This window comes from Clostridium thailandense, assembly GCF_019207025.1.
Taxonomy (GTDB): Bacteria; Bacillota; Clostridia; order Clostridiales; family Clostridiaceae; genus Clostridium_AM; species Clostridium_AM thailandense.
Genome location: NZ_JAEEGC010000038.1, coordinates 1 through 23,701 on the forward strand (window position 1 = coordinate 1; position 23,701 = coordinate 23,701).

The window sequence follows — 23,701 nt, forward strand, 5'->3', positions numbered from 1 at the left end:
GAAGAATGTCAATATATCCCGAAGCATAAGTTAAGTGTCGGCCGTGGATGTCTATAATAGAACTTAGTAGAAAATTTCTTATTCAATAAACCCTATCTCTTCATAGTCTCCTAACTTTAGATATTTGTTATATTGACTTTATGGTATTATGGTCATACCAGTTTCATTTATATTTTATCATATAATTCGCATAATTTCTACTATAATTATAAATTATACACATTTATCATATAAATTCCATAATAAATTTTAGTTTTAAAAAATCTTAATAATAAAAATAGCTAAAATAAAATCCAATAGGAAATCATCTTATTACTTTCTATTAAATCTATTTGATCTTATTATGCACATAAATTCATAAGTCTAATATTTTACTTAAATATATTAAGACATTACCCAAAACCTTTAAAATAGTTTTGAATAATGTCTCTTTTAAGTTTCTACACATTTAGTATTAATATTTTTACTTATAATTCAGTATATATTAAAATATTAATGACATTCCCTTATTTTAAATTCAATTTAGCTAAAGCATCTGCTAACGCTGAATTCATTGGCGCTTCGGTTTCTTTTTTTATCTTCTTCATGTAATTTGCCACATCTCTTTTACTGTTCTTGCCTTCCTTGTTGTCAAATCTCTTATTGAAAGAGGCCGCTTTTTCTCTAAAGGTACAAGTTGTACATACATAGATTTGTCCTTCTCCCTGTCCTCTAAGCTCAAGCTTCTTATGACAATTCGGGCATCTTGCATTTGTTAATCTAGCTAAATTTTCTCTATGTCCGCATTCCCTATCTTGACATACTAACATTCTGCCCTGCTTACCTTTAACTTCAAGCATATATTTTCCACAATCAGGGCACTTTTTTCCTGTAAGGTTGTCATGTCTAAACTTATCACTACTTCCTTTAACATCCTTAACAAGTTCTGTTGCATAATTCCTCATTCTATCTATGAATGCTCTAGGATCTTTCTTTCCTTTGCTTATAAGCTCTAATTCCATTTCCCACTCTGCTGTTAGTAATGGAGATTTAAGTTCATCTGGCACTAGCTCTATAAGCTGCTTTCCCTTTGATGTTGGAATAATATCTTTTCCATTTTTCTCTACATAGAACATATTAAATAATTTTTCTATAATATCAGCTCTTGTAGCTACTGTTCCTATTCCTCCAGTTTCTCCAAGGGTTTTAGCATGTTCTTTATCAATATTTACATATTTTTGTGGTTTTTCCATAGCAGATAATAAAGTACCTTCATTAAACCTTGCTGGTGGTTTAGTTTGTAGCTTTTTGCTTTCCACTGATGTTACATTTATTTTATCACCCTTTTTAATAGCAGGTAACTCTTGACTATCTTTTTCATCTTCGTCTTCACTTAAATCACTATCTCTATCATATACCTGCTTCCATCCCTTTGACTTTATAACATTACCTTTTGCTATAAAGGTTTCTCCATTAATATCTGCAACTATAGTAGTTTGTAGGTATTCAAAAGGTGGTAACAGAACAGATAAAAACCTTTTAACTACAAGGTCATAAACATTTCTTTCTTCATTGCTTAAAAGTGCTATCCTTACGGTTTCCTCTGTTGGAATTATAGCATGGTGATCACTTACTTTACTGTTATCTACAAAACCTTTATGTCCATTTATCTTACCCTTTAATATTTCATTTGCACAGGTTCTATAGTTACCTATGGATATTGCTTTTAAACGCTCTGGTAAAGTAGGTACTATATCTGTAGAGATATATCTTGAATCCGTTCTAGGATAAGTTAAAATCTTATAATTTTCATATAATCTTTGCATTATAGACAAAGTTTGTTTAGCTGAATATCCAAAGATTCTATTAGCATCTCTTTGTAGTTCTGTTAAGTCATAAAGAGCTGGAGCATACTGCTTCTTATAGCTTTCTGTGACAGCAACTACATTAGCCTCTTTGCCTTTAGTAGCATTCAGTATTTTATTTGCCTTATCTTCATCAAAGATATTACTATTATTATTTTTATCTCTCCACCCTAAAGTGAATCCTTTTGCCTTTGCATTTATCACAAAATAATCCTTAGGTTTAAAATTCTTTATTTCTTCCTCACGGTTAACTATCATAGCTAATGTTGCAGATTGTACGCGTCCTGCAGTAAGCTGTGCATTATGCTTACAGGTAAGAGCTCTTGTAATGTTTAATCCTACAACCCAGTCTGCTTCTGCTCTACACTCAGCTGCCCTATATAAATTGTCATATTGTGCTGCGGGCCTTAAATTTCTGAACCCTTCTAAGATAGCCTTATCTGTTTGTGATGATATCCAAAGCCTTTTTGTTGGCTTATTCACTCTTGCCTTTTCAATTATCCATCTTGCAACCAACTCCCCCTCACGACCGGCATCAGTAGCAATTACTATTTCCGTTACATCTTTTCTATTTAATTGTTCTTTAACTGCATTAAACTGCTTACCACTTTGCTTTATAACCACAAGCTTTAAATGCTTAGGCAGCATTGGTAAATCTTCTAACTTCCAACTTTTATATTTATCGTCATATGCTTCTGGATCAGCTAACGTAACTAAATGTCCTAGTGCCCAAGTTACAATATACTTATCTCCTTCTATGCATCCGTTACCTTTTTTGCCACATTTTAAAACTCTAGCAATTTCTCTAGCAACAGATGGTTTCTCTGCTAAAACTAATATTTTTCCCATATACATTTACTTCCTTCCACAAATAAAAATAAGGATAGATAAATTTACTTCCACCCTTATACTAGACTCATATTAATATTAGTAAAACCATTATTAATAAAGTATTTCTTGTCTTTAATTCATTATATCAGAAAATTAGCAAGTTTATAAACTACTTTTATTAAAAAATATTTAAATTAATAGATGATATTATCGTGGATTTATGATATAATATCGCGCAGAGTGTCAAAATTTGAATATGAGGAAGGTATTAATGTGATTACAGTAACAAATATAAGTTTAAGATATGGTGAAAGAAAACTTTTTGAAGATGTCAATTTAAAATTTACTCCTGGTAACTGTTATGGTGTTATTGGAGCAAATGGTGCTGGAAAAAGTACTTTTCTAAAAATTTTATCTGGCGAAATAGAAGCTAATACAGGAGAAGTTAGTATTCCTGCTGGTATAAGAATGTCTGTACTAAAGCAAGATCATTACCAGTATGATGAATATCAAGTTTTAGAAACAGTTATAATGGGTAATGCTAGACTTTATGAAATAATAAAGGAAAAAGAGGCTCTTTATGCAAAACCTGATTTTACTGATGAAGATGGGATAAAAGCTTCTGAATTAGAGTGTGAATTTGCTGAATTAGATGGATGGGAAGCTGAAGCCGAAGCTTCTTCTCTGCTTCAAGGACTTGGTATTCCAACAGACTTTCATTATAAGAACATGGCTGATTTATCCGGTGGTGAAAAAATAAAGATTCTTCTTGCACAAGCCCTATTTGGTAAGCCAGGGGTTTTAATCCTTGATGAGCCTACAAACAATTTGGATATAAAATCTATTAATTGGCTAGAAGAGTTTTTAATAAATTTTGAAGGTACTGTTATAGTAGTTTCTCATGATAGACATTTTTTAAATAAGGTTTGTACACATATGGCTGATGTAGACTTTGGAAAAATCAAATTGTATGTTGGAAACTATGACTTCTGGTATGAATCAAGCCAATTGGCTCTTCAAATGATGAAGGACCAAAACAAGAAAAAAGAAGAAAAAATTAAAGACTTACAAGAATTTATAGCTCGTTTTAGTGCTAATGCTTCTAAATCTAAACAAGCTACTTCTCGTAAGAAATTATTGGATAAAATCTCTATAGATGATATAGAACCTTCTACAAGAAGATATCCTTTTGTAGGTTTTAAACCTGAAAGAGAAGTAGGAAATGACATATTAAGAGTAGATGGTCTTACTAAAACCATAGATGGAGAAAAAGTTCTAGATAATATAAGTTTTATAGTTTACAAAGGAGATAAGATAGCTTTTGTCTCAGATAATGAAATTGCCAATACAACACTATTCAAAATATTAACTGGTGAACTTGAGCCTGATAGTGGTGAATTTAAGTGGGGAGTAACTATTACAACCTCTTATTTCCCAAAGGATAATTCAGAATTCTTTAACGATGTTGACCTTAATTTAGTAGATTGGCTTCGTCAGTTCTCTGATGAAAAATCTGAAAGTTATCTAAGAGGCTTTTTAGGAAGAATGTTATTTTCTGGCGAAGAAGCTTTAAAAGAAGCAAAAGTTTTATCTGGTGGAGAAAAGGTAAGATGCATGCTTTCCAAAATGATGCTAAGCAGCGCTAATGTTTTAATATTAGATCAACCTACTAACCACCTTGATCTAGAATCTATTACTGCTTTAAATAATGGCTTAAGAGATTACAGCAGCAATATATTATTTACATCTCATGATCATCAATTTATCGAAACTATAGCTAATAGAATTATCGCAATTACACCATCTGGACTTGTTGATAAAAAAATGACTTATGACGAGTATTTGGAAAATCTTAATTTGTAAAAAAATATATATAATCGATTAACTTATCCCTTAAAGTGGACATGCGGAGAAAAACTCTGTAAAATCTAATTTAAGGGATAAGTTTTATATTTTGCAAAACTCAAAAGCTTAGGAGGCAAATTTATGAAGATACTTCTATATTATATACTTATCATTAATTTATATGGAATCTTAATTATGTATTGTGACAAGAATAAATCCATAAAAAAACAGTGGCGAGTTCCTGAAGCAAGAATTTTTTTAATATCATTCATTTTAGGAAGTCTAGGAGTAATTTTAGGCATGTACTTATTCAGACATAAAACTAAGCATATGAAATTTACTCTAGGAATTCCCCTAATATTTATTATTCAAGTTTACTTTCTCAGTAAATTTGCATTTCATTTGTTTTAGTTATTTATAATCTTAAGTTCTAAAAATACTTAAATTTATTTTAAATTCAAAATATACAATTTTAAAATCATTGTTAGTATTATAAATTTTTTCAATTAAAATTGTTTTTATGAATAATTTTAATTGAATATTTTCATAAATTGTCTTAATATTAAAATAAATGATATTTACCAAAATAATTTTCATTATATTTTCACTGTAAAAAACTTATTTAATATATTATTATAAACTTATTTATAAATAAAAATTAGGAGAAGATACTTATGGATAGAAAAATACAAGATTACTATTTTAATATATTTCTGAATTTATTAAGGGCTACATATATGAATTTAGAAAAAAATTGGGAAAATGTGGCCAGGGAATCTGGTCTTACTCACGCTCAGCAACATGCTTTATGGATTTTAAAGTTTTTAGACGGATTGACTTTAGAGCAACTTGGCAGTATAGCCTTATGGAACAAGTCAACTACTTCTGCTCTTGTAAGCCGATTAGAAAAGAAGGGTTATATAAAAAAAGATAAATTCTTAGATAATAGCAGAGTTATAAAAATTCATATTACTGATCAAGGAAAGTCCATAGTAGAAGAAAGCTTGGCTACAAAAACAGCTTTTGAATTTATGGGGATTTTTGAGCATTTCGACAATAGTGAATTAGAATCATTTTTGAAAACTTTACATAAGATTGCCGATTTAGTAGGAACCTGGAACTTAAATGACTTTGAAAATTTTTTAGAGATATCTTCTTCGAAGTTATTGAAAAATGAACAAATGTCTTAAAATTTGCTTTTTCAATATAAAAAGCACTGTAAATTCACAGTGCTTATAAAGGGGACTTTATGAATATAATTTTGTATGTTTGGGTTTGTTATTTGGTGTACAGTTTTATTATAAAATCTAATTATGGAGCAATTATTTATTTTTTGGAAACATTTTGTTAACAACGTAAAATATTAATTTGTACTTAATTTTATTAGTAACTCATAAGATTTAACTTAAGACTTTTTCCAATATATCCTTTAATTCATTTAAATATTTTTTTCTTAAATCATCGCTTACATTTGGTACATCTCCAAAAAATTTATGCTGAACTACTTCCATTCCACAGAAACTAAATATTCCTATATCTGAAGTTTGTTTCATCGAATTAATCATTCCATAATTATCATAGGTTTCATTTGGAGTTCCCATGGTATTCACAATAAGGACCCTTTTTCCCTTTAATAAGGCTCTATTGTTATCCTGTTTATTTTTTGATTCAGAATTAGTTTGTTCAGAATTCTTATGTTTTTCATTATCATTACTTGATTTTTTCTTAGAGTTCTCTTCTGAATCATTTGATTCTTTAATTGAAATTTCTTTTTTATCTTCACTTCCTCCTTCATCCTTTTGGTCATCTTTCTCTTTATCTTGAACCAGTTCACAAGAGAATACTCTATCTATATACCCCTTAAGTATAGCTGGCATACCGGTCCACCATATGGGATATATAAAAGTAATTAAATCTGCCCATTTTATATAGCCGTGCTCTCTTTTAATATCCTCTGGAGTTTTGCCTCCGCATATCCCTTCGAAATCAGCAGCTCTTAAAACTGGATCAAAACCTATAGAATATAAATCTCTAACCTCTGTTCTACAATTTTTTTTCATAGAACATTCTTTAAGTTCATCTAAAATTGCATTAGAAAAACTATTTGTACTTGGATGTGCATAAATAATTAAATGATTCATAAAGCTGCCTCCAAAACTTAATATTTAGAATACATATAAGATTATTTTTACACCTATTCTCGTGACTTATCCAGATAAATTTAAAATTCTGTAATTTATTTTAAATTTACAAACAAAAAAACCATAATTTAATAGTTTTTCACTTAGTAAATTATGGTTTTAAAATTTTATACAACTAATCCTTTGGCCAAGGAATTATATTATCATTTTTCTTTTCACATTGTTCTCTATTTTTTATTCGTGGATTTCTTTTCTTTTTTTTATTTTGTAGATGATTCATAAAACAACCCAACAAATAAGTATTATTTTTCAAAAATTTATAATACTTATTTCTATTTTTATGAAAATGTATTGTCTTTTCATAAACTGATTTTGGGGTAACTTTACTATTCCGTCGCGGCCAGAAAACCTTTTCACTTAAATTTATAGCTACTGCCAACACCACAAGAGTCATCAGTATAAACAATAACACCATATTATCACATCCTCCTAATATAAATAGAATATATATAATAACATTTTGTTATTGTAAGTATATTATAAAAATTAAAAAGATTCACTACTTTTGTTCGAAATTTTAAAATAAAAATTTACCTTTCACTTTAAAAACTAAAAAACACCTACAAACAGGATCGCTTGTAGGTATTCATAACTGTATTCTTAATTGTTATTTTTTAACTTATTATATATATTTTATTTAAACAATTTAAACTTGCCTCTTGTCCCATTTTCTTTATCATTAAACATAACTAATATGTCTTCTTTATCTATAACATGAATGTCATTATTTATGCTCTTAATAATGGTATCCTTTGAAGGATTATTTCGTCTTCTTCTCAACTTTAACCTCTCCTTTCTCAAATTATAATATCCTTTTCAAAAAGATTTTATCCTAGTTTTTAATAACCTGATTATTAATATTTCTTCTATGTTGGTAAAATAAATATCATATTACCTATAACAGGTTTAATATAATAATATCATAAATTTTCCATTTTTGCTTTCATATTTTCATTGTATTTTACATAATTTCATTATAAAATAAAGTTGAAGTAATAATAAATTTGTCAAAAATTATTATATTAAGAGGAAACAAGATGAAAAAATTTAAAATCGTTACTGATAGTTGTTGTGATTTACCAATCACATATATTGAAAAACTTAACATACCTTATGTTAGCTTAACTTATCACTATAACAATGTAGAAAAGTTAGATGACTTCGGTACAAGCTATTCACTGAAAAACTTTTATGATGATATAAGAAATGGTGAAATGCCTAAAACATCTCAACCTAGTACTCATTCTTTCTATAGTGTATTTAAAAACATATTTGATGAAGGTTTTGATATTTTATATATCGGTGCTTCAAGCGGTTTAAGTGGTACTGTTAACAATGCCCATATAGCTAAGCATATGTTAGAAGATGAATATTCAGATTTAAATATTTATATAATTGATATTCTTACAGCATCTCTAGGACAAGGGTTAATGGTCTTAAAATCTTATGAAATGCAAGAACAAGGTTCTTCTATTCAGGCTATTGTAAACTATTTAGAAGAAACTAAACAAAATTTAAATACTTATATGATAGTAAACGATATCAATTACCTGAGGAAAGGTGGAAGAATATCTGCTACTGCAGCATTTGCAGGAATGCTTTTAAGTATAAAGCCTTTCTTAACCATAAGTAACCTAGGAAAAGTTTTACCTCTAGATAAATTTAGAGGAAGAAAGAAGGCTATAAATGCTCTTTTTGAAAAAGTTTTAGAAAAAATAGAAAAACCAGAAGAGCAAACTATAGCCATATCTCATGGTGATAGTATAGATGAGGCATTAAATCTTAAAAATCTTATATTAAGCAAAGTAAATGTGAAAAATGTAATAATGAGTTATGTTGGACCTGTGGTAGGATCCTATGGTGGTCCAGGAGCTTTAGCTGTATTCTTCTTAGGAAAGAAACGAGAAGTTCATACTGAATCTTAAAGTATAAATAAAGAACCCTAATTTTTTAGGGTTCTTTATAATGCTTAAAACTAAGCATTATAGGAATTGTATTATAGCATACTATAGAGTTTATCCATGTTTTTAGATTTTATACTACATAAACTTAAAATTAAATATCTATACACTATACTACTTATTATTACACAATTAGTTTAAATTGGACAATTTTCATGTAATTATATAGGTTAATAATTTTACAAATGTATAAACTGTAGTTATAAAACAAAATTAACTACTACAAAATTACTATTATAAAATTAAAGGAGGATTTCACTTATGGCAAATAGAAATAATAGAGTATTAATTCCACAGGCTAAGGAAGGTTTAAACAGATTTAAAATGGAGTCAGCTAAAGAAGTAGGCGTAAACTTGAAAGAAGGCTATAATGGAGATCTTACTTCAAGAGAAGCTGGATCAGTAGGTGGAAACATGGTTAAAAAAATGGTTGAAGCTTACGAACAAGGTTTAAAGTAAATTAAATATGTAATATGAACTAGGGTTAGGTAGCATTATTCTACCTAACCCTAGTTTACTATTATTATTATTTAAAAATTCAAGTTAAATCACTGTTATTGTAGTTCTCCCTGATTATTACACATAGATAAAAAGTACTTATGAAATGATAAATTTTCTGTAAGCTCTGGATGGAATGATGTCACCAGAATTTTGTCTTTTTTAGCTGCTACAATATTTCCATTTAACTCACATAATACTTCAACTTCAGGTCCTACTTCTGTAATATAGGGTGCTCTTATAAACACGAGTGGTATAGACTCTTTTGAAATTTCATCAATAACAGCTTCCTGCTCAAAGCTATCTATTTGACTTCCATAAGCGTTTCTTCTTACTTTTATATCCATAACTGAAAAATATGTGTTATTTTCATTTTCAATTTTTTCTGCTAATAATATCATTCCTGCGCAAGTTCCCCAAACACCCAAGCCAGAAAGTATTTTTTCTCTAATTGGTTTAAGCAAGTTTCTTTCTTTTAAAATCTTACCTATTGCAGTACTCTCTCCACCCGGAAGTATTAATCCATCTATATCTTGCAAATCTTCAATATTCTTTATTTCAACTGCTTCAGCTCCCAGTGATTCAATATGCTTAATATGTTCTATTACTCCACCTTGAATTGATAGGACTCCTATTTTCATTCTACCATCCTCTTTCAGCATACTTATTACTTAAATCTCTTAAATCTATTCCACTTATAGGTTCACCTAAATCTTCCGAAACTTCTGCAAGTACTTTAGGATCATTGTAATAGGTTGTTGCTAATACTATAGCCCTTGCCCTTTTTTCTGGTTCTGATGATTTAAATATTCCAGAACCTACAAAAACTCCTTCTGAACCTAATTGCATCATCAGTGCTGCATCCGCTGGAGTCGCTACACCACCAGCAGCAAAGTTAACTACGGGTAATTTTCCTTCCTTCCAAACATATTTCACAAGATCATAAGGCGCTCCCATTTCCTTAGCTATTGTCATAAGCTCTTGTTCTGAAGCATTTTTTACCTTTCTAATCTCATCCATCATGCATCTCATATGACGAACAGCCTCAACTACATTACCAGTTCCAGCTTCCCCTTTAGTTCTTATCATTGATGCTCCTTCTCCAATTCTTCTTAAGGCTTCTCCAAGATTTTTAGCTCCACATACAAAAGGTACTTTAAAATCCCATTTATTTATGTGAAAAGCTTCATCTGCAGGTGTTAAAACTTCACTCTCATCAATGTAATCTATTTCTAAGTTTTCAAGTATTTGTGCTTCAACAAAATGGCCTATTCTAACTTTAGCCATAACTGGTATTGTCACTGATGCCTTAATTTCTTTAATCATTTTTGGATCAGACATCCTTGCTACTCCACCTTGTTTCCTTATATCTGATGGAACCCTTTCTAAAGCCATAACAGCACAAGCTCCTGCCTTTTCTGCTATCTCAGCCTCCTTGGGATTTACAACATCCATTATTACTCCACCTTTGAGCATTTGTGCTAAATTCTTGTTCAATTCATAGTTTTTCATTATTATACCTCCGACATATTTATTATAAATATTATAATAAAGTAAAACTTCGTTAGCTTCAAATGTATCGATACATTCATGTTGTAATATTTATATAATGTCGTGATTATCTATATTTACTTATAGTCTTCTGCCTTATAGTCTGCATCATAGTTTGGTGCTAAATTTTTCTCAAGACCTTCTGCTCTCATTATTATTCTTATATTGTGTCTCTCCACTGCAGATAGTTGCTTTCCTTCTCCCGTAAATTTAGTATCAGGCTTATACCATGACTTTCCTTTAAAATAGCTTTCATAAGGTTCTCCTTCAAAAACGTATCCATGCCTAGCAAATATCTCGTTTCTTGCTAACGCTAATTTTTCCTTGCTCATGTTTTTAACATCTTTTGCAGTTAAAGGTTTTTTATTGCTATAAGGAAATATATATTCACCTGCTTTACTATTTCCTGAATTGCTATTCTTATTTGAATTGGAGTTATTATACTCCACAGTTTGATTATTTCCAATTTCTGTATTTTGATTACTTTTTGTATTGTTACTTACATAGAATATGTATCCCCCTATAAAACTAAAAAGAAAGAGCACTCCAAGAATTATATAAAAACTTTTTCCTATTCTTAAGCCTTCTGTATATCTTTCTTCTTCCTCACTCCTGTAATATTGCGAATCATCCTGTAAGTTTTCATTTCTTGTAAAATGATCCTTTTCCTTCTTATCTTCAGGTATACTTATTCTGTCTGTATTCCATTTACATTCCTTGATACTATTCATATCAGAATTGGTTTTATTTGTTGCAGTCTCTAAATTTTTTGTAGTTTTTTCTTCAACTACTATATTTTCTGATTCTCTCCTTGTTCCACAAGTACTGCAGAACTTATCATTTTCGTCAAAAGGGGTTCCACATTTTTTACATTTATCCATTTTCATCAACCACCTCAACTATATAAAGCGTAAAATCTTATTTGGTAAGTCTAGTCTTAATCTTTAAAATAAAATCATTAATCTTTTTATAAATACCATATATCTTTCTCTTATATTTATTTAAATCTTTCAATTGATGCTCGTAATCTGTGTTATATTTACGCCCACATCCTTCTTCATTCTCTTCAGTAATCATAGTTTCTTCTGGATTTAGTGATAATGGATTAAGAATATTATCATAGCATCGAATATCCAGCTTACTGTCATCAATAGAGGTCTGTGCTTTATAGAAAAATTCATTTAGCTTTTCTTTATTCTCTATGTTATCCATAATAAAATCCAAAAATATGTGTTCCTCTTCATCAATACCTTCTAAATGAAAATTGTTATCTGCAATATTAAAAATATATCCAGACTTTAGTTCAGTATTTATTCTTTTAATACTTCCTTTACATAAAAAAACTATATTTATTAGCTCTTTGTTTTTTGGCTCTTTCATGTAAGTTATAAAGCCTATTCTTTTTCTTAAATCAAGAGGAAGTGCTCTATATAGATATTTTAATATCCCCTTTGCCAAAATTTCCATGTTATCTAAATTTGAGTCTAATACTATATATATTTTTTTCTTATGTTTAGCTATATCAAAACATGCTCTAATTAGATTTAAAAAAGTTTCTTTACATAGATTAGTCGATGAAAACAGCTCATTTATTGAGCCCAAACAGTCTTTTTCTCTATTTTCCTTAATTTTTAAAACTTGAGATATGACCGAACCTTTATTAATATCATAGTCTGATACAAATCCTCCCGAAAATATAATCTTCTCAGGATTCTCTATGTACTCGTTTCTTTCATCTTCTGAAATGACATAATTATGAGTAAAATATCTATTTCTCTGTCCCGTATAATCCTTTCCACAGAAAACAGATTGTCCTAATATCATCCTGTTATCCTCCGTATTTACACAAAACAGAGAAACAGGATATTTTGATCCATCTTCCTCTCCTGCAAGAGATGCTGGTATTTCGTAAAAGCATAAATTATGAAGTGTACCGATTATAAATTCATCCTCCAATTTATTACTTTTAGCTATTGTATCATAACCAGGAGTCTTGCTATATATTCCTTTTCTTTCTCTCGTATAATAGTGTTGATCGATCATTTACTACTCTCTTCCTCCATCCAAATAATTCATTTGATAGAGCAGCCATAAAAAGGGTTCATCCACTCTTATGGGACTTATATTAGTACTGCTATCTATCTTAAGATTTTGAGGATTACAGCCTAATGAAGAAACAGCAAAATATCCTGTAATTCCAAAATAAGTGTCCATAGCACCTTTGAAAGCACCATCAACCTTTCCTAAAAATTTTCTAACTTCTCCATCTATGTTCTCATATTCATTTAAGTTAAAAAATTTTCCATGTTCATAATTTTTGAAAATATTACTATTTGAACCTATATACTCCTCATCATTTAAATTCTTAAGCATATCACTTTTAGTAACCACGATTGCCGTAGGTATATTAGTTTTTTCATTAGATTGCTTAGATATAAAATTCTCAAATAAATATACAATTATATCTTTTGGTTCCTGATACTTTTCCGTAAAATCCCCCTTAAACTCTTTATTAGCAAGACTTATTTTCTTTCTTAAGGCTTTCATCTGTAATGGATCTATTAGAAATATTATACCATCAGAATTTTTTATATGGTCTCCATGTTTATCTATGTATCCTCTATCTGTCATTCCTTCACCAGGCACATCATAAAATATTAGAGTGAGAGGAGGTATTTTATCATTCTTAAATTTAAGATTTTCAATTAGCGGCTCCATATGCTGTTTAGGTGTAGGATCCAACATTATATTTTTATCAAAAATCCTTTCTTGATTTTCTCTTATCTCATCGTTATAAGCAGAGCTACCTGCAATAAGTGATGCATCTATCCTTTCACCAGTATATCTCTCTAATACATGCAGAAGAGTTGTCATATATACAGACTTTCCAACCTGTGAGGCTCCTACCACCGAAATAATCTTAGAGGGTCCTCTTCCAGAAGTTATAGGAAGTTCATTATGACAATAAGGACATAATCTCTCACTAGTGTTTGTATCATACTTATCCTTAACTTCTATGAGCACTTTATCTACTCTAATTTTATTACTTTCTGGAAGTCCTTCTACTTTAATTATAGGGTTTATTTCACCATATACTCCCTTTCCAATCCTTTTATTATATTCATTAAGCAATTCATCTACAGCTTTTTCATACTCGGGATCTCCTTTTTCTGAGTGAGATGCCCTAAAAGCTACCTGTTCAGTTTTAAATTTTTTAAAACAAAAAGGACATTTTATCATAAAAGGCCCTTTTTCATAAGTTGCCTTTCTATAATCATTGTTCTGTTTCTTATTGTCATTCCGAAAAAGTCCAAAAAAGCCCATAACACAATGCTCCTTTCATATGTACGTTAAGTATCGTCCGTCGACATCTATATGTATATAGCCAACCACGGCCGAAAGTTGATTTGGGTATCTATACCTGCTTTAAATCATATATGTTTCCATATTTCTCTACATCTTTTATAAAAACCTTCACATATTCATTTTTATCAACTACTATTGGAGGCATACTATTTTCACCTGCTTGAATGTTGTTAATGAAATCAAAACATATTCCATCATCCTTGCTGACAGGGTAAGAACCATGTTTTTTCACATAACACAATGCATCTTTAGGTAAATGCATCTCTGAGTATACAGATATTTCTAAAGATTTTTCCTTGGAGAAAAAGCTAGTTAAAGACCTTTTTTCCTTAATCTCATATAAAACTTCAGGTTTACCTGTGCTTACTATTATCTCATTCTTTCCATCATACTGCTTCAATAATAAAATATCTCCATCTGCCTCAACTGCTGGAAAAATCCAGTATTTATATTGGTTAATCTCTTTGATAGTCTCGCAATATCCATTAAACTCTTTATACTCTTCTCTAGTATACAGTTTTACATTTCTATCACTTATATTATCTAAATTAAAGTCTTCCAAAGCATTTGTTTTTAATACATATACTAAGTTTATATCTTTAGGCCATTTCCATTTTATACTAAATTTTTCTTTGTCTATATCAAAATTCACATCATATATTCCTTCATTATTAGGAAGTTCAACTACCCTCACTACATTACCTTCCTTCCTAGCTAAAATTATTGAAATTTTTGCCGTTATATAATTCGAGTTCTTTATTTTTGTTTATATAAGAGCCTTTAGAGTAATTCTTTACATCTACCTTTATAGGAATAAGAGTAAATATTAATGCCATAATTATATCGGCAAAAGCTCTATGCAAAAATCCAAGCCATGGAAAATATAAAAAACCTATTTCAATAATTGCCCCTGCTACAACTCCTCCAATAAAACCACCGACTAAGAATCCTTTTAAGAGATTTTTGTTATCGAAGGTAAGGCTTACTCCTGCAGCTATTAAGCATCCTATTACTGCGATGAATAAAATTCTAAGTATCATATAGAAGGATGATGACTCATAAACTCCATCTCTCTTATCTACAAGCAGCCTCTGTTGTAGATCCATATATATTTTATTAAATACCCCTTTTAAATCCTTAACTTCTTTTACACTATAGTAGTTACCATTGCTTTCCCTTGATATTTTCTTTAAAATGTAAAAGTTATTTTCACTTAACATTCCAATAGTGTATATAGGAATACCGTTACTTTTAAAAGGTTTCATTGTTTCATCAAACTTCTGAGCTAAATCGTATGTATCTCCACCATCCGATAGTAAAATTACCATGGCATTTCTGCCAGAATTCTCTGATGACTTTATTTCATCATAGGCCTTTAAAAGTGCCTCTCTCATATTAGTATTACCTTTTGCATTTTCATGCTGTTTTAATTTTTCTTCTATATCCTTTTTAGTCTTATCTGTAACTTTCGTCATGGGAAATATCTGCTCCGCAGTGTCATCAAATCTATAAAAAGAAACCCTATTCTCTTCATTCATACTATCTAATAAATCTAAAGCGGCAGAAAATCTCTCATTATTTGGATCGGTTTTACTCATACTTCCTGACGTGTCCATAACAAATACAACATCGCTAATTTTCTTTACTTTTCCAATACCAGTTTCATATAGAAATTGAAAGAGCATTCCAGCAATAAAGAGCATAATCAATGTGCATGGGATTAAAAATTTAAAAGAAGTTTTTAAATAATTATTTTTCCAACTAAACCCATTAAGCCTGGGATTTATCATCTCTGCTATAAGACACATACCGCCAATGCACAATGCTAAAACTCCAAAATACACTCCCATTAAAACACTATGAGATAACTTATACCTATAAGCACCTATTATTACTTCTCCAATAATAAAACCTACAACTCCCCCTATTGTACTCATTACTAACATAGTCAAATTTATTCTTTTTTCTACCAAATAATACACCCCCACTGTAAATAAAACTGCTTTAAATTATTTCTGGCAAATGTGACTCATCAATTCCATGAAGCTTATATTCATTTTCTATGCAATAGTTATAGAAATCCAGAGCTGTTCTAACATATATAACATCTTTAGCCCCAAAGCCTCCCATTAAATTTAATTTTTCAATACCACTATTTCTTCTTTCATGTATGTACCCGATTTTGTAATTTCTTGTTTTTCTATCGAAATCAAAAGCATATTTTATAAATTCACTACTGTAATCTCCAAAAAAGTATTTTTCCTGATATCCCTTTACATCATAGTTCATTAGATAACTTTTAAGTGCTGAATTATCATCGAGAATATCATAAAGCCGACGATAAAGTTCTTCCTTTGAAAGCACCTTAGTATTCAAGTCCTCCACATTGACATTTGCCCTTTCATTAAATTCATCTTCAAAAGATCTATCAAATTCTTGCTCCGTCAAAATATAACTACTACAAAACTGTGCTATTTTAGCAAGTAGCTGCTCCTTTCCTTTTTCTAAATTTTGAGATAAATCCCCAATATATTTTTCTTCAAAATAAAAAAACTCTCCGTGCTTCTTTTCTAAATTATCAACAATACGCTTTACTACACTAGTATAATAAACTTTTACATTTTGAGCAGTGTATTCATCCTGATACTTAATTATTTCATTTTCATACTCTTTAATATCTTCACTAATTAAATTAATGTGATCTATCTTCTCAAAGAGTTCTCTATTGATCTTAAATAATACATTTTCATATTTTTCCAGGACTTTTCCAGTAATAATCAGCTTTAGCTTTTCAAATTTTTTTCCATATAACTCTAAAAATATCTTTTTTCTTGCATCCTTTAGTTTTCCACCTCTATTAAAAAGACCTTTAAATCCAATCCCTTCCGTGAGTCTCGATTGATATAATCCTTCAATTTCTCTAGTCATGTTCTCAATGTGCCTACTAAGCAAATCCCTCTTATTTCTTATGTATTCTATTCCTGCACCGTCTTCAGTAGTCCATCTCCAGGCACAGTATAATCCTAATTTGTGATTGTTTAATATGTTTTCCTTTATTAATTTTCTCATTTCTTTTTCCAAATTCATATTTCGGAGATTATCTTCCGCAATTCTTACAAAATTTTGGTCAAAAAAGTTTTGGCATCTATCTTCATACAAACTTTCTTCTATTTGGCTTAGTGTAATTTGAGAAAGCCTTTTTTCAACAGAGGAGGTATTTAACATCATAATGCCATTCATGTCCATTAAAGTTATATCTGTATCTAAAATAGTTTCCACCTTTAAATTTATATTACCCTCATCTATTTTTAAGGTTTCAGCTATAAATTCTTTATCTTTTATTGAAAACTCTTTTAGCTTTTCTATGATATTTTCATAAAAGGCTCTCATCACCGTCACAGCAATAGCACCATTAGGTCTTCTTACTTTTGAAAGGCCTGCTGTAATATATCTATTAATAGAGTCCTCAGCACCTATACTTGATTTAAATCTTCCATTATCATAATATTGATTTTCCGTGTCTGAATAAGTCTCTACACTCACATTTCTATTCTTTAAAAGATTTATATAAGATATTATTTCATAATTGTTTTTCATAGATGCCGCTGGTATTATCCCTCTCTCATTTTTCTCCTCCAGCAAATACGTCATATAAAATACAGGTCCTTTATAATCTACTGTCAATTCTCTTCCTTCTCCGTAAATAGCTATTTTCTCATTAAATACAAAACTCTCCTTTTGAGCATATTCTATTTCTCTAAAAAAACTTACTGAAGAAGCTTTAGAAAAAAATTCGTCTCCTATATTTTTTTCCTTTATAAGAACGTATAAATCTGCAGCTCCAAGCTTAAACACTTCTAACATTCTTTTTTTTATAAGTATAGTTATCTCTGGAAGTATTATATTTAAAGGATCATCCGCCATAGTAACTACAGAAATATTAATTTTTTCAAAAGAATTAAATAAACTTCCATGTGATAGAATTCTATCCCTAGTTATGGTTATCTTATCATTTAAATTCTGCAATAGTTCTTTGTCATTATAAAACTTATCTCTTATACTTTTTCTTAGGCATTTATTATCAACTAACTCATAATTAAACTTAAAGTTGAAATAGTTCTCTATATCTTCATAGCCTTCCGTCATAATATTAACAAAACAAACACCATCTCCGTTATCCCATTTTTCCCTTATAGTATTTCTAATATGTTCTGAAGCCTCTTTAACTCTATCTCCTATAAATACAAATAAAACAGGGTTATTTGCACTTCTCTGAGCATCACTGCTATATATTGTTTTATCTACTTTCAAATCATATTCTCTAGCAAAGCCCCTTAATATATGATCCATAAAAATTCCTCCACATTATATCTTAAGGAAACGGAAGGTAAGGCTGCCCCTCACCTTCAAAACTACTACTCTAACTGTTTTTTTACCTCTTGTACTCTTAAAAGCATATCACTATAAAAAGCAAACAACTCGTCTCCATTTATTAATTGATATTTTCTTGTATCTAATTCCTCAACTATATCTTTAATATTTTCTAAAAGAGTACTTACATTTAAGATGAGTGTTTCAACTCCTTCTTCCATTGAAAGCTGCTCAAGCTTTTTATCTGAAGTCTTATCTACAATTACCCTCTCCCTTTCGTCTAGCGCAACATATTTGCGAAATATTGCTTCATGCTGATATTCTTTTTGTTTTAAAGCATTTATAAAAGGTTCTATGCTTACCTTACTTTCTTCTCCACCGTTGTAAACATAGAATAATCCCTTTTTAACTATAGTATTTGTATACAGTGCCCTAAGGAAATTATCTATATTCATTTCTGCTTTGCTCATATCTTTTATTACTTTTTCAAGCTCATTTCTTTTTCCTATAAGTTCTTCATATTTTTCAACCTCTTCTCTTACTAGTTTAGTAAGTTCAGGAGTTCTTATTAGATTATTCTTTGCTTTCTCCTCATTGCTGCTTTCAAAAATATAATATCTTTGCATATCACTATTTTCTATAGGAATAAAGCCATTATCTAAAATCTTGTTAATATCTACTATTGCTTTTTTTATTTCACTAATATTGGGAATATCACTTTCTAAATTAATTGAGTATTTTTTCATAAATTCATCAACATCAAATGGTTCTGTAATAATACATTTATAATTTTCATTACTTCCCTTTTCAGTATTTACTATACATTTAAGTTCCAAAGCACGATCAAATATTTTTCTTACTTCATCATTATATTTTTTTACTCTTTCGTTATCATAAGTCGTTCCCCAGGATTCCTCAGGAATCGGTGAAGGAATGTATATCCAGTTTTTATCTCCATTTTGATATAAATGTCTACCTATTCCATCCCGTTCAAGCAAAGTTTTTTCATATATCTCTTCATAATGCTTTATTGGTGCATAAGAATATAGTGGTACTCCATTTTTAGTGTTCAACCAGAATATTCTGTTTGTTACCATACTTTCCTTTATATTAATAGAATCTCCTTTATGCGAATTTTTTTTATATTCTTTAATACCTTCAAGTATTTTCTTTGCATTTCTAGGAACTGAAACCATACTCCAGGTTGGGAAATTCACTGCTTCAGTATTGCTTATATGAAAAATCGGTACTGCATCTTTGTCAAGCTTTGGAGCAATTTCATCTTTGATTATACCAATAATAGACTTATCTTCTCCATATTCTAAAGATAAGAATTCCTCCATTGATTGAGTTATTACTTCGCCATACTCTTCAGATACAAAATTTGAGATTGATCCTACAACATCTATACGAACCTCATCAAGCCATTTTTGAGACTCTTCTAAAAGCTTATTTGAAAATCTTCTTACAAGCTCATCAGCAGTCTCTTTATTCACAATTTTTTCCATATAATCCGTCAAATCTGGAACTTTAACAACTGTCCAGGAATATGTTCTGCCAAGTGCTCCCTCTATCTCCTCACCTTTAGCAAGGATATCTCCATCTTCCTTGAATAGTTTATTTAATTCATTAAGTATCTCAGTATATACTCTATAAATTTTATTATTTAAATCACTTATATCACTAATTATTCTACTATAAAACTCCATCATTCTCACAATTCTGTCTTCTTCAGCCTTTAACATATACTCTTCACTTTTAGCTTCTATATAGTCATTTTTCTTGCCTTCTTTAGTAAATAAAATTGCTTTTTTAGCCTCAATAAGCTTATCTTCTGCTACCTCTCTTTTGTACTTTATTTCCTTGGAAATGTTGGCTAACCTTTCCCTTAAGGAAGCTATCTCTGAATCTAATGTTTTTACTACACAAAAGCTGCTGGAAAACAGCATTCTTGATGCGTAAAAAGGACCTTTCTTAGGATCTTTAAATATCAAATCTACACATTCTATAATGTTTTTTTGTATTTCACCAGGATATTGAGTCTTTACTTTATTATATTCATTTGAACAGTCTCTTAGATATTCCTTCATTTCATCATCAATATCAACGGCTTGCCTTTTTATTACATTGTCATAGCTATATTTCTCTCTATTCTTATATCCCGATAGTGGTTTTCTGCTTTGAAGATTCTCTTCAAACCTTTCAATTACCGAATCTTCATCCAGCTTCAACTGTCTTATAAATCCATCTACCTCTTGTTCTGCTGGTATGTTATCAAACATATATTGCATTTTTTCAAAAAGCTTATAAGCAAGATAAGTAGTTATCTCCTCAAGGGGCAATACTGCTGAAGCTGCTCCTATCATTATATACTTATAGTTTGCCATATATGGTTTTGCCATATTATCTGTGTTTTGCTTTAAATTGCTTATATAATCCTGTATTGCAAAGACTCCACCGGACTCTCTTACTTCATTGGACATAAAATTCACTATATTTTCCGCTGTAACATTCATACAATAATCATATGCATTGCTCATAGGTCTTCCATCAATATTAGTAGCAGAAATCAAATGACAGAGGTTAAATGGTGGCATTGGCGAATCAACTGTAAGTCTATTTCTGTATTTCTGTCTAAATCTCTCATGTCTATCTCCTATACCCATAAGGTAATCTAATTCCTTAAGCGCAGCAAAACCATTCTTTATAATATAAGATTGTGAAGATTGATTGTCTGCCGCTCTTGATAAATTAACATCAGGAGTAAATAAATATCCCATAATATTAACTTTATCTTCACCTTTATTACCATATATACTATGCATAATTCCTCTTATTATATAAGCTATATCTATAAAGGTTCCACTTCCGGTTCCCCCTGATAGTCCAGAAAGAATAAATACATGTAGAACTTGATCAGTATCTTCCTGAAGAAATCTTATCTTCTTCTCAATACAATCTACTATTTCATTAATCTTTGTAAACAACAGTAATCTTCCTATTTGTCTTACTCCACCAGCTCCATCTGTTCCACTTTCTGAAGATAACTCTGGAGCTAGCCATTCTTTTATACAATCATCTAATATTTTACGATCATTTAAAATAGATCTTACTTCTGCATTGGATAACATTACAAGTTCACTTTGTGGGTCAAGTCCTACTCCTCCACTTGCTGGATATCTTTTATTCTTCTCCCCTTGATTTGTTTCAAAACCCAAAAACTCTACTTTCTTAGGCTTATCTTTTCTTGTATTTGATATTGTGTCCTCATCTAAGAAGAATCTTTTATTGATCTGATATTTTAGTCTGAGCATAGCATCTATTCCAGTTCCTCCAAGGCCTATTATAAGTACTGGATTTTCTATGGTTTCTATACGTATCTTATCACTTATAATTCCTCCACCCTTGCTCACATCAAGGTCCTGAAGATGTTCTCTTATCCTAGTGTTCATATTTATTCCTCCAATTTATAGCTTATTTAACATTAAACTGCATTACTATACTTTTTGGTACTTTCGTTAAAAATATTGTTATTTTGTTTTTATCATATAATACAACTTTAGAATCGTTATCTAACTTTTTACCAGACCTCTGAATAACACATTCTGATTTGTTTATTACATCTATACTATCATCATTATTAAATATAAATCTTATATTCTCAGTTTCTCCATATTCCTCCTTAAGACCTAATACATCGAAAAGTGTGAAACTTCCCCTATATCCATCTAAATTTCTAAATTGAGGTGGTAATAACTCCTTTGTATTTTCGTCTCTTATCTGCAGCTCCACTCTTCCAAATCCCAGAATATTCTTCTTTTTCATTAAAAAATATATTAAAAATAGAACTATAGCTGCTAAAACACCTCCAATGCTATACAGTATTATAGGGTTTTGGAACACACCTTTTTTAGAAGTGCTATCTATTGAAGCTTTAGTTGAAGAATTTCCTATAACAATAGGCGTGCTTTCTCTGTAAAAACTATTTCCATCTACCCTTACCTTAACTTCATATTTCCCATCACTTGGAATTTGATATTCTCCTCTAAATACTCCTTCTCCAGTAGTTAATGCTATTTCCTTGATGGAATTATCCTTTAAGTTTTTAACAATTAATTTTGCTTTCATATTATTGTATAATTCTTTATCTGAAATTTTCTGTCCATTACTGATAAAATAAGCTTCTATACTTATTTTATCTCCATTATTAGGCTTTTGTGGATTAATACTTGCTTCAATTTGGAGATCGTAATTAAATATATAACTTACTTTTATATTGCTTCCATTTACACCTTTAACTCTTACAGTCCATTGACCCTCTACAGGTTTTACGATTTTAAGCATTGAATATTTTTGAGAGGATGTAAATACTGCATTTGCTGATGGTATTGGTATTTCTTTACCTGAAGGATTTATAAGCTTCAATTCAACAGGTTTATCAGAAAGCATAGAAATATTTGCCTCTAAGACATTTGAATTTGGAATATCAACCTTCAAGTCTTGAAAATCTCCATTTCCTATAATTGAACCTCCATCTTGAATCTTTAGCTTTGAGTTATCTGCATATATATCAGTAAGAATTTTAGGAAGATCTGCCGCAGTATTCGTTATGTAGCTTTTTCCATTCGTTGAATTAGATATCTCACTAAGTTGGTTTTTATCGACAGTACCGTCGTAATTCAAGCCTATAGTATATACAGGATACCCTTTGCTTTTACATATGCTAAGTGCATTATTCAAATCATTTAGAGACTCCTGAGCACTCCTTTTGGGATCATTTTTTCCATCTGATAATAAAATTATCAATGGCTGGTGACTTTTATCGTGTCCACTGTCTAGTAATTTAGTCCCTTCAATTAAACCGTATCCTGTATCTGTTTTTTGTCCAAGAGGAATACCTGAGGCCATAGTTTTTATTCTATTTTTATCTTCAGTTGAATTCATATTATCAAGATTATGTTCTCTTACTATATTGTCTGAATAGGCCACAAGTCCTGCTTTATTTCCTTGTATCTGTCCCATATCAAGAAACATTTTTATAGCTTCTGTTCTTATCTCTTCCGGATCACTTTCCTTCATAGACCCACTTGAGTCAAGCACAAAAACCACATCCATGTTTGAAGATATTGGGCTTGCATATACCTTTGAAAAAGGTATAAAAATTATTTGAAATATGTACACTAAAATTATACATGAAGCATACTTAATTTTAGCTTTCACCATGCTAACACTC

Annotated in this window: 19 protein-coding genes; 5 read left to right on the forward strand and 14 right to left on the reverse strand. The window is 30.1% G+C overall.

Annotation, left to right across the window (positions count from 1 at the left end):
* Positions 1-506 precede the first annotated feature (506 nt).
* Complete coding sequence (locus I6U48_RS09385) at positions 507-2,693, reverse strand: DNA topoisomerase III (protein WP_218320154.1); 2,187 nt, start codon at positions 2,691-2,693, stop codon at positions 507-509.
* Between the two features lie 255 nt (positions 2,694-2,948).
* On the opposite strand from I6U48_RS09385, the gene I6U48_RS09390 reads away from it, so the two are divergent.
* The 3 genes from I6U48_RS09390 (at position 2,949) to I6U48_RS09400 (ending at position 5,710) form a co-directional block, all read left to right on the forward strand.
* Positions 2,949-4,538: an ABC-F family ATP-binding cassette domain-containing protein gene (locus I6U48_RS09390; protein ID WP_218320155.1), complete on the forward strand. Its 1,590-nt coding sequence runs from the start codon at positions 2,949-2,951 to the stop codon at positions 4,536-4,538.
* 123 nt (positions 4,539-4,661) lie between these two features.
* Positions 4,662-4,931 carry a DUF1294 domain-containing protein gene (locus I6U48_RS09395; RefSeq protein WP_218320156.1) on the forward strand — a complete coding sequence of 90 codons (270 nt, stop codon included), beginning with the start codon at positions 4,662-4,664 and terminating at the stop codon, positions 4,929-4,931.
* A gap of 263 nt (positions 4,932-5,194) precedes the next feature.
* On the forward strand, positions 5,195-5,710 hold the full coding sequence (locus I6U48_RS09400; protein WP_218320157.1) for a MarR family winged helix-turn-helix transcriptional regulator: 516 nt from the start codon (positions 5,195-5,197) through the stop codon (positions 5,708-5,710).
* 210 nt (positions 5,711-5,920) lie between these two features.
* On the opposite strand, the gene I6U48_RS09405 is transcribed toward I6U48_RS09400, so the two are convergent.
* The 3 genes from I6U48_RS09405 to I6U48_RS09415 all read right to left on the reverse strand — a co-directional run bounded on the left by I6U48_RS09405 (position 5,921) and on the right by I6U48_RS09415 (position 7,501).
* Positions 5,921-6,661, reverse strand: coding sequence for an NAD(P)H-dependent oxidoreductase (locus tag I6U48_RS09405; RefSeq protein WP_218320158.1), 741 nt, complete (start codon positions 6,659-6,661; stop codon positions 5,921-5,923).
* 175 nt (positions 6,662-6,836) lie between these two features.
* Positions 6,837-7,136, reverse strand: a complete 300-nt coding sequence (locus I6U48_RS09410; protein WP_218320159.1) for a hypothetical protein — start codon at positions 7,134-7,136, stop codon at positions 6,837-6,839.
* 218 nt (positions 7,137-7,354) lie between these two features.
* Positions 7,355-7,501 (reverse strand): hypothetical protein, encoded by a 147-nt coding sequence (locus I6U48_RS09415; protein WP_218320160.1) that lies wholly within the window; start codon positions 7,499-7,501, stop codon positions 7,355-7,357.
* Positions 7,502-7,758: 257 nt separating this feature from the next.
* On the opposite strand from I6U48_RS09415, the gene I6U48_RS09420 reads away from it, so the two are divergent.
* Positions 7,759-8,646, forward strand: a complete 888-nt coding sequence (locus tag I6U48_RS09420; RefSeq protein ID WP_218320161.1) for a DegV family protein — start codon at positions 7,759-7,761, stop codon at positions 8,644-8,646.
* Between the two features lie 297 nt (positions 8,647-8,943).
* Positions 8,944-9,141 carry an alpha/beta-type small acid-soluble spore protein gene (locus I6U48_RS09425; protein ID WP_218320162.1) on the forward strand — a complete coding sequence of 66 codons (198 nt, stop codon included), beginning with the start codon at positions 8,944-8,946 and terminating at the stop codon, positions 9,139-9,141.
* Between the two features lie 95 nt (positions 9,142-9,236).
* Here the strand turns inward: I6U48_RS09425 and pdxT are convergent, their stop codons facing one another.
* The 10 genes from pdxT to I6U48_RS09475 all read right to left on the reverse strand — a co-directional run bounded on the left by pdxT (position 9,237) and on the right by I6U48_RS09475 (position 23,691).
* A complete protein-coding gene (gene pdxT, locus I6U48_RS09430; RefSeq protein WP_218320163.1) occupies positions 9,237-9,821 on the reverse strand; it encodes a pyridoxal 5'-phosphate synthase glutaminase subunit PdxT in 585 nt (194 codons plus the stop codon).
* 1 nt (position 9,822) lies between these two features.
* On the reverse strand, positions 9,823-10,692 hold the full coding sequence (pdxS, locus tag I6U48_RS09435; protein WP_218320164.1) for a pyridoxal 5'-phosphate synthase lyase subunit PdxS: 870 nt from the start codon (positions 10,690-10,692) through the stop codon (positions 9,823-9,825).
* Positions 10,693-10,808: 116 nt separating this feature from the next.
* Positions 10,809-11,612, reverse strand: coding sequence for a YARHG domain-containing protein (locus I6U48_RS09440; protein WP_218320165.1), 804 nt, complete (start codon positions 11,610-11,612; stop codon positions 10,809-10,811).
* Between the two features lie 37 nt (positions 11,613-11,649).
* On the reverse strand, positions 11,650-12,774 hold the full coding sequence (locus I6U48_RS09445; protein ID WP_218320166.1) for a GAP1-N2 domain-containing protein: 1,125 nt from the start codon (positions 12,772-12,774) through the stop codon (positions 11,650-11,652).
* 3 nt (positions 12,775-12,777) lie between these two features.
* Positions 12,778-14,055: a TRAFAC clade GTPase domain-containing protein gene (locus tag I6U48_RS09450; RefSeq protein WP_218320167.1), complete on the reverse strand. Its 1,278-nt coding sequence runs from the start codon at positions 14,053-14,055 to the stop codon at positions 12,778-12,780.
* 91 nt (positions 14,056-14,146) lie between these two features.
* The gene (locus I6U48_RS09455; protein WP_218320168.1) at positions 14,147-14,791 is read right to left on the reverse strand and encodes a hypothetical protein; all 645 of its coding nucleotides are present in this window, start codon (positions 14,789-14,791) and stop codon (positions 14,147-14,149) included.
* Positions 14,792-14,807: 16 nt separating this feature from the next.
* Positions 14,808-16,070: a vWA domain-containing protein gene (locus I6U48_RS09460; RefSeq protein ID WP_218320169.1), complete on the reverse strand. Its 1,263-nt coding sequence runs from the start codon at positions 16,068-16,070 to the stop codon at positions 14,808-14,810.
* A gap of 31 nt (positions 16,071-16,101) precedes the next feature.
* Positions 16,102-18,447, reverse strand: a complete 2,346-nt coding sequence (locus I6U48_RS09465; RefSeq protein ID WP_218320170.1) for a hypothetical protein — start codon at positions 18,445-18,447, stop codon at positions 16,102-16,104.
* Positions 18,448-18,512: 65 nt separating this feature from the next.
* Positions 18,513-21,920, reverse strand: coding sequence for a tubulin-like doman-containing protein (locus I6U48_RS09470; protein ID WP_218320171.1), 3,408 nt, complete (start codon positions 21,918-21,920; stop codon positions 18,513-18,515).
* Positions 21,921-21,942: 22 nt separating this feature from the next.
* A complete protein-coding gene (locus I6U48_RS09475) occupies positions 21,943-23,691 on the reverse strand; it encodes a vWA domain-containing protein (RefSeq protein WP_218320172.1) in 1,749 nt (582 codons plus the stop codon).
* Between the last annotated feature and the right edge of the window lie 10 nt (positions 23,692-23,701).

Bases quoted from the DNA above. Each gene is read 5' to 3' on its own strand.
- I6U48_RS09385 (WP_218320154.1), bottom strand. From the start codon at position 2,693: ATGGGAAAAATATTAGTTTTAGCAGAGAAACCATCTGTTGCTAGAGAA.
- I6U48_RS09395 (WP_218320156.1), top strand. From the start codon at position 4,662: ATGAAGATACTTCTATATTATATACTTATCATTAATTTATATGGAATC.
- I6U48_RS09400 (WP_218320157.1), top strand. From the start codon at position 5,195: ATGGATAGAAAAATACAAGATTACTATTTTAATATATTTCTGAATTTA.
- I6U48_RS09405 (WP_218320158.1), bottom strand. From the start codon at position 6,661: ATGAATCATTTAATTATTTATGCACATCCAAGTACAAATAGTTTTTCT.
- I6U48_RS09410 (WP_218320159.1), bottom strand. From the start codon at position 7,136: ATGGTGTTATTGTTTATACTGATGACTCTTGTGGTGTTGGCAGTAGCT.
- I6U48_RS09420 (WP_218320161.1), top strand. From the start codon at position 7,759: ATGAAAAAATTTAAAATCGTTACTGATAGTTGTTGTGATTTACCAATC.
- I6U48_RS09425 (WP_218320162.1), top strand. From the start codon at position 8,944: ATGGCAAATAGAAATAATAGAGTATTAATTCCACAGGCTAAGGAAGGT.
- pdxT (WP_218320163.1), bottom strand. From the start codon at position 9,821: ATGAAAATAGGAGTCCTATCAATTCAAGGTGGAGTAATAGAACATATT.
- pdxS (WP_218320164.1), bottom strand. From the start codon at position 10,692: ATGAAAAACTATGAATTGAACAAGAATTTAGCACAAATGCTCAAAGGT.
- I6U48_RS09440 (WP_218320165.1), bottom strand. From the start codon at position 11,612: ATGGATAAATGTAAAAAATGTGGAACCCCTTTTGACGAAAATGATAAG.
- I6U48_RS09445 (WP_218320166.1), bottom strand. From the start codon at position 12,774: ATGATCGATCAACACTATTATACGAGAGAAAGAAAAGGAATATATAGC.
- I6U48_RS09450 (WP_218320167.1), bottom strand. From the start codon at position 14,055: ATGGGCTTTTTTGGACTTTTTCGGAATGACAATAAGAAACAGAACAAT.
- I6U48_RS09465 (WP_218320170.1), bottom strand. From the start codon at position 18,447: ATGGATCATATATTAAGGGGCTTTGCTAGAGAATATGATTTGAAAGTA.
- I6U48_RS09470 (WP_218320171.1), bottom strand. From the start codon at position 21,920: ATGAACACTAGGATAAGAGAACATCTTCAGGACCTTGATGTGAGCAAG.
- I6U48_RS09475 (WP_218320172.1), bottom strand. From the start codon at position 23,691: ATGGTGAAAGCTAAAATTAAGTATGCTTCATGTATAATTTTAGTGTAC.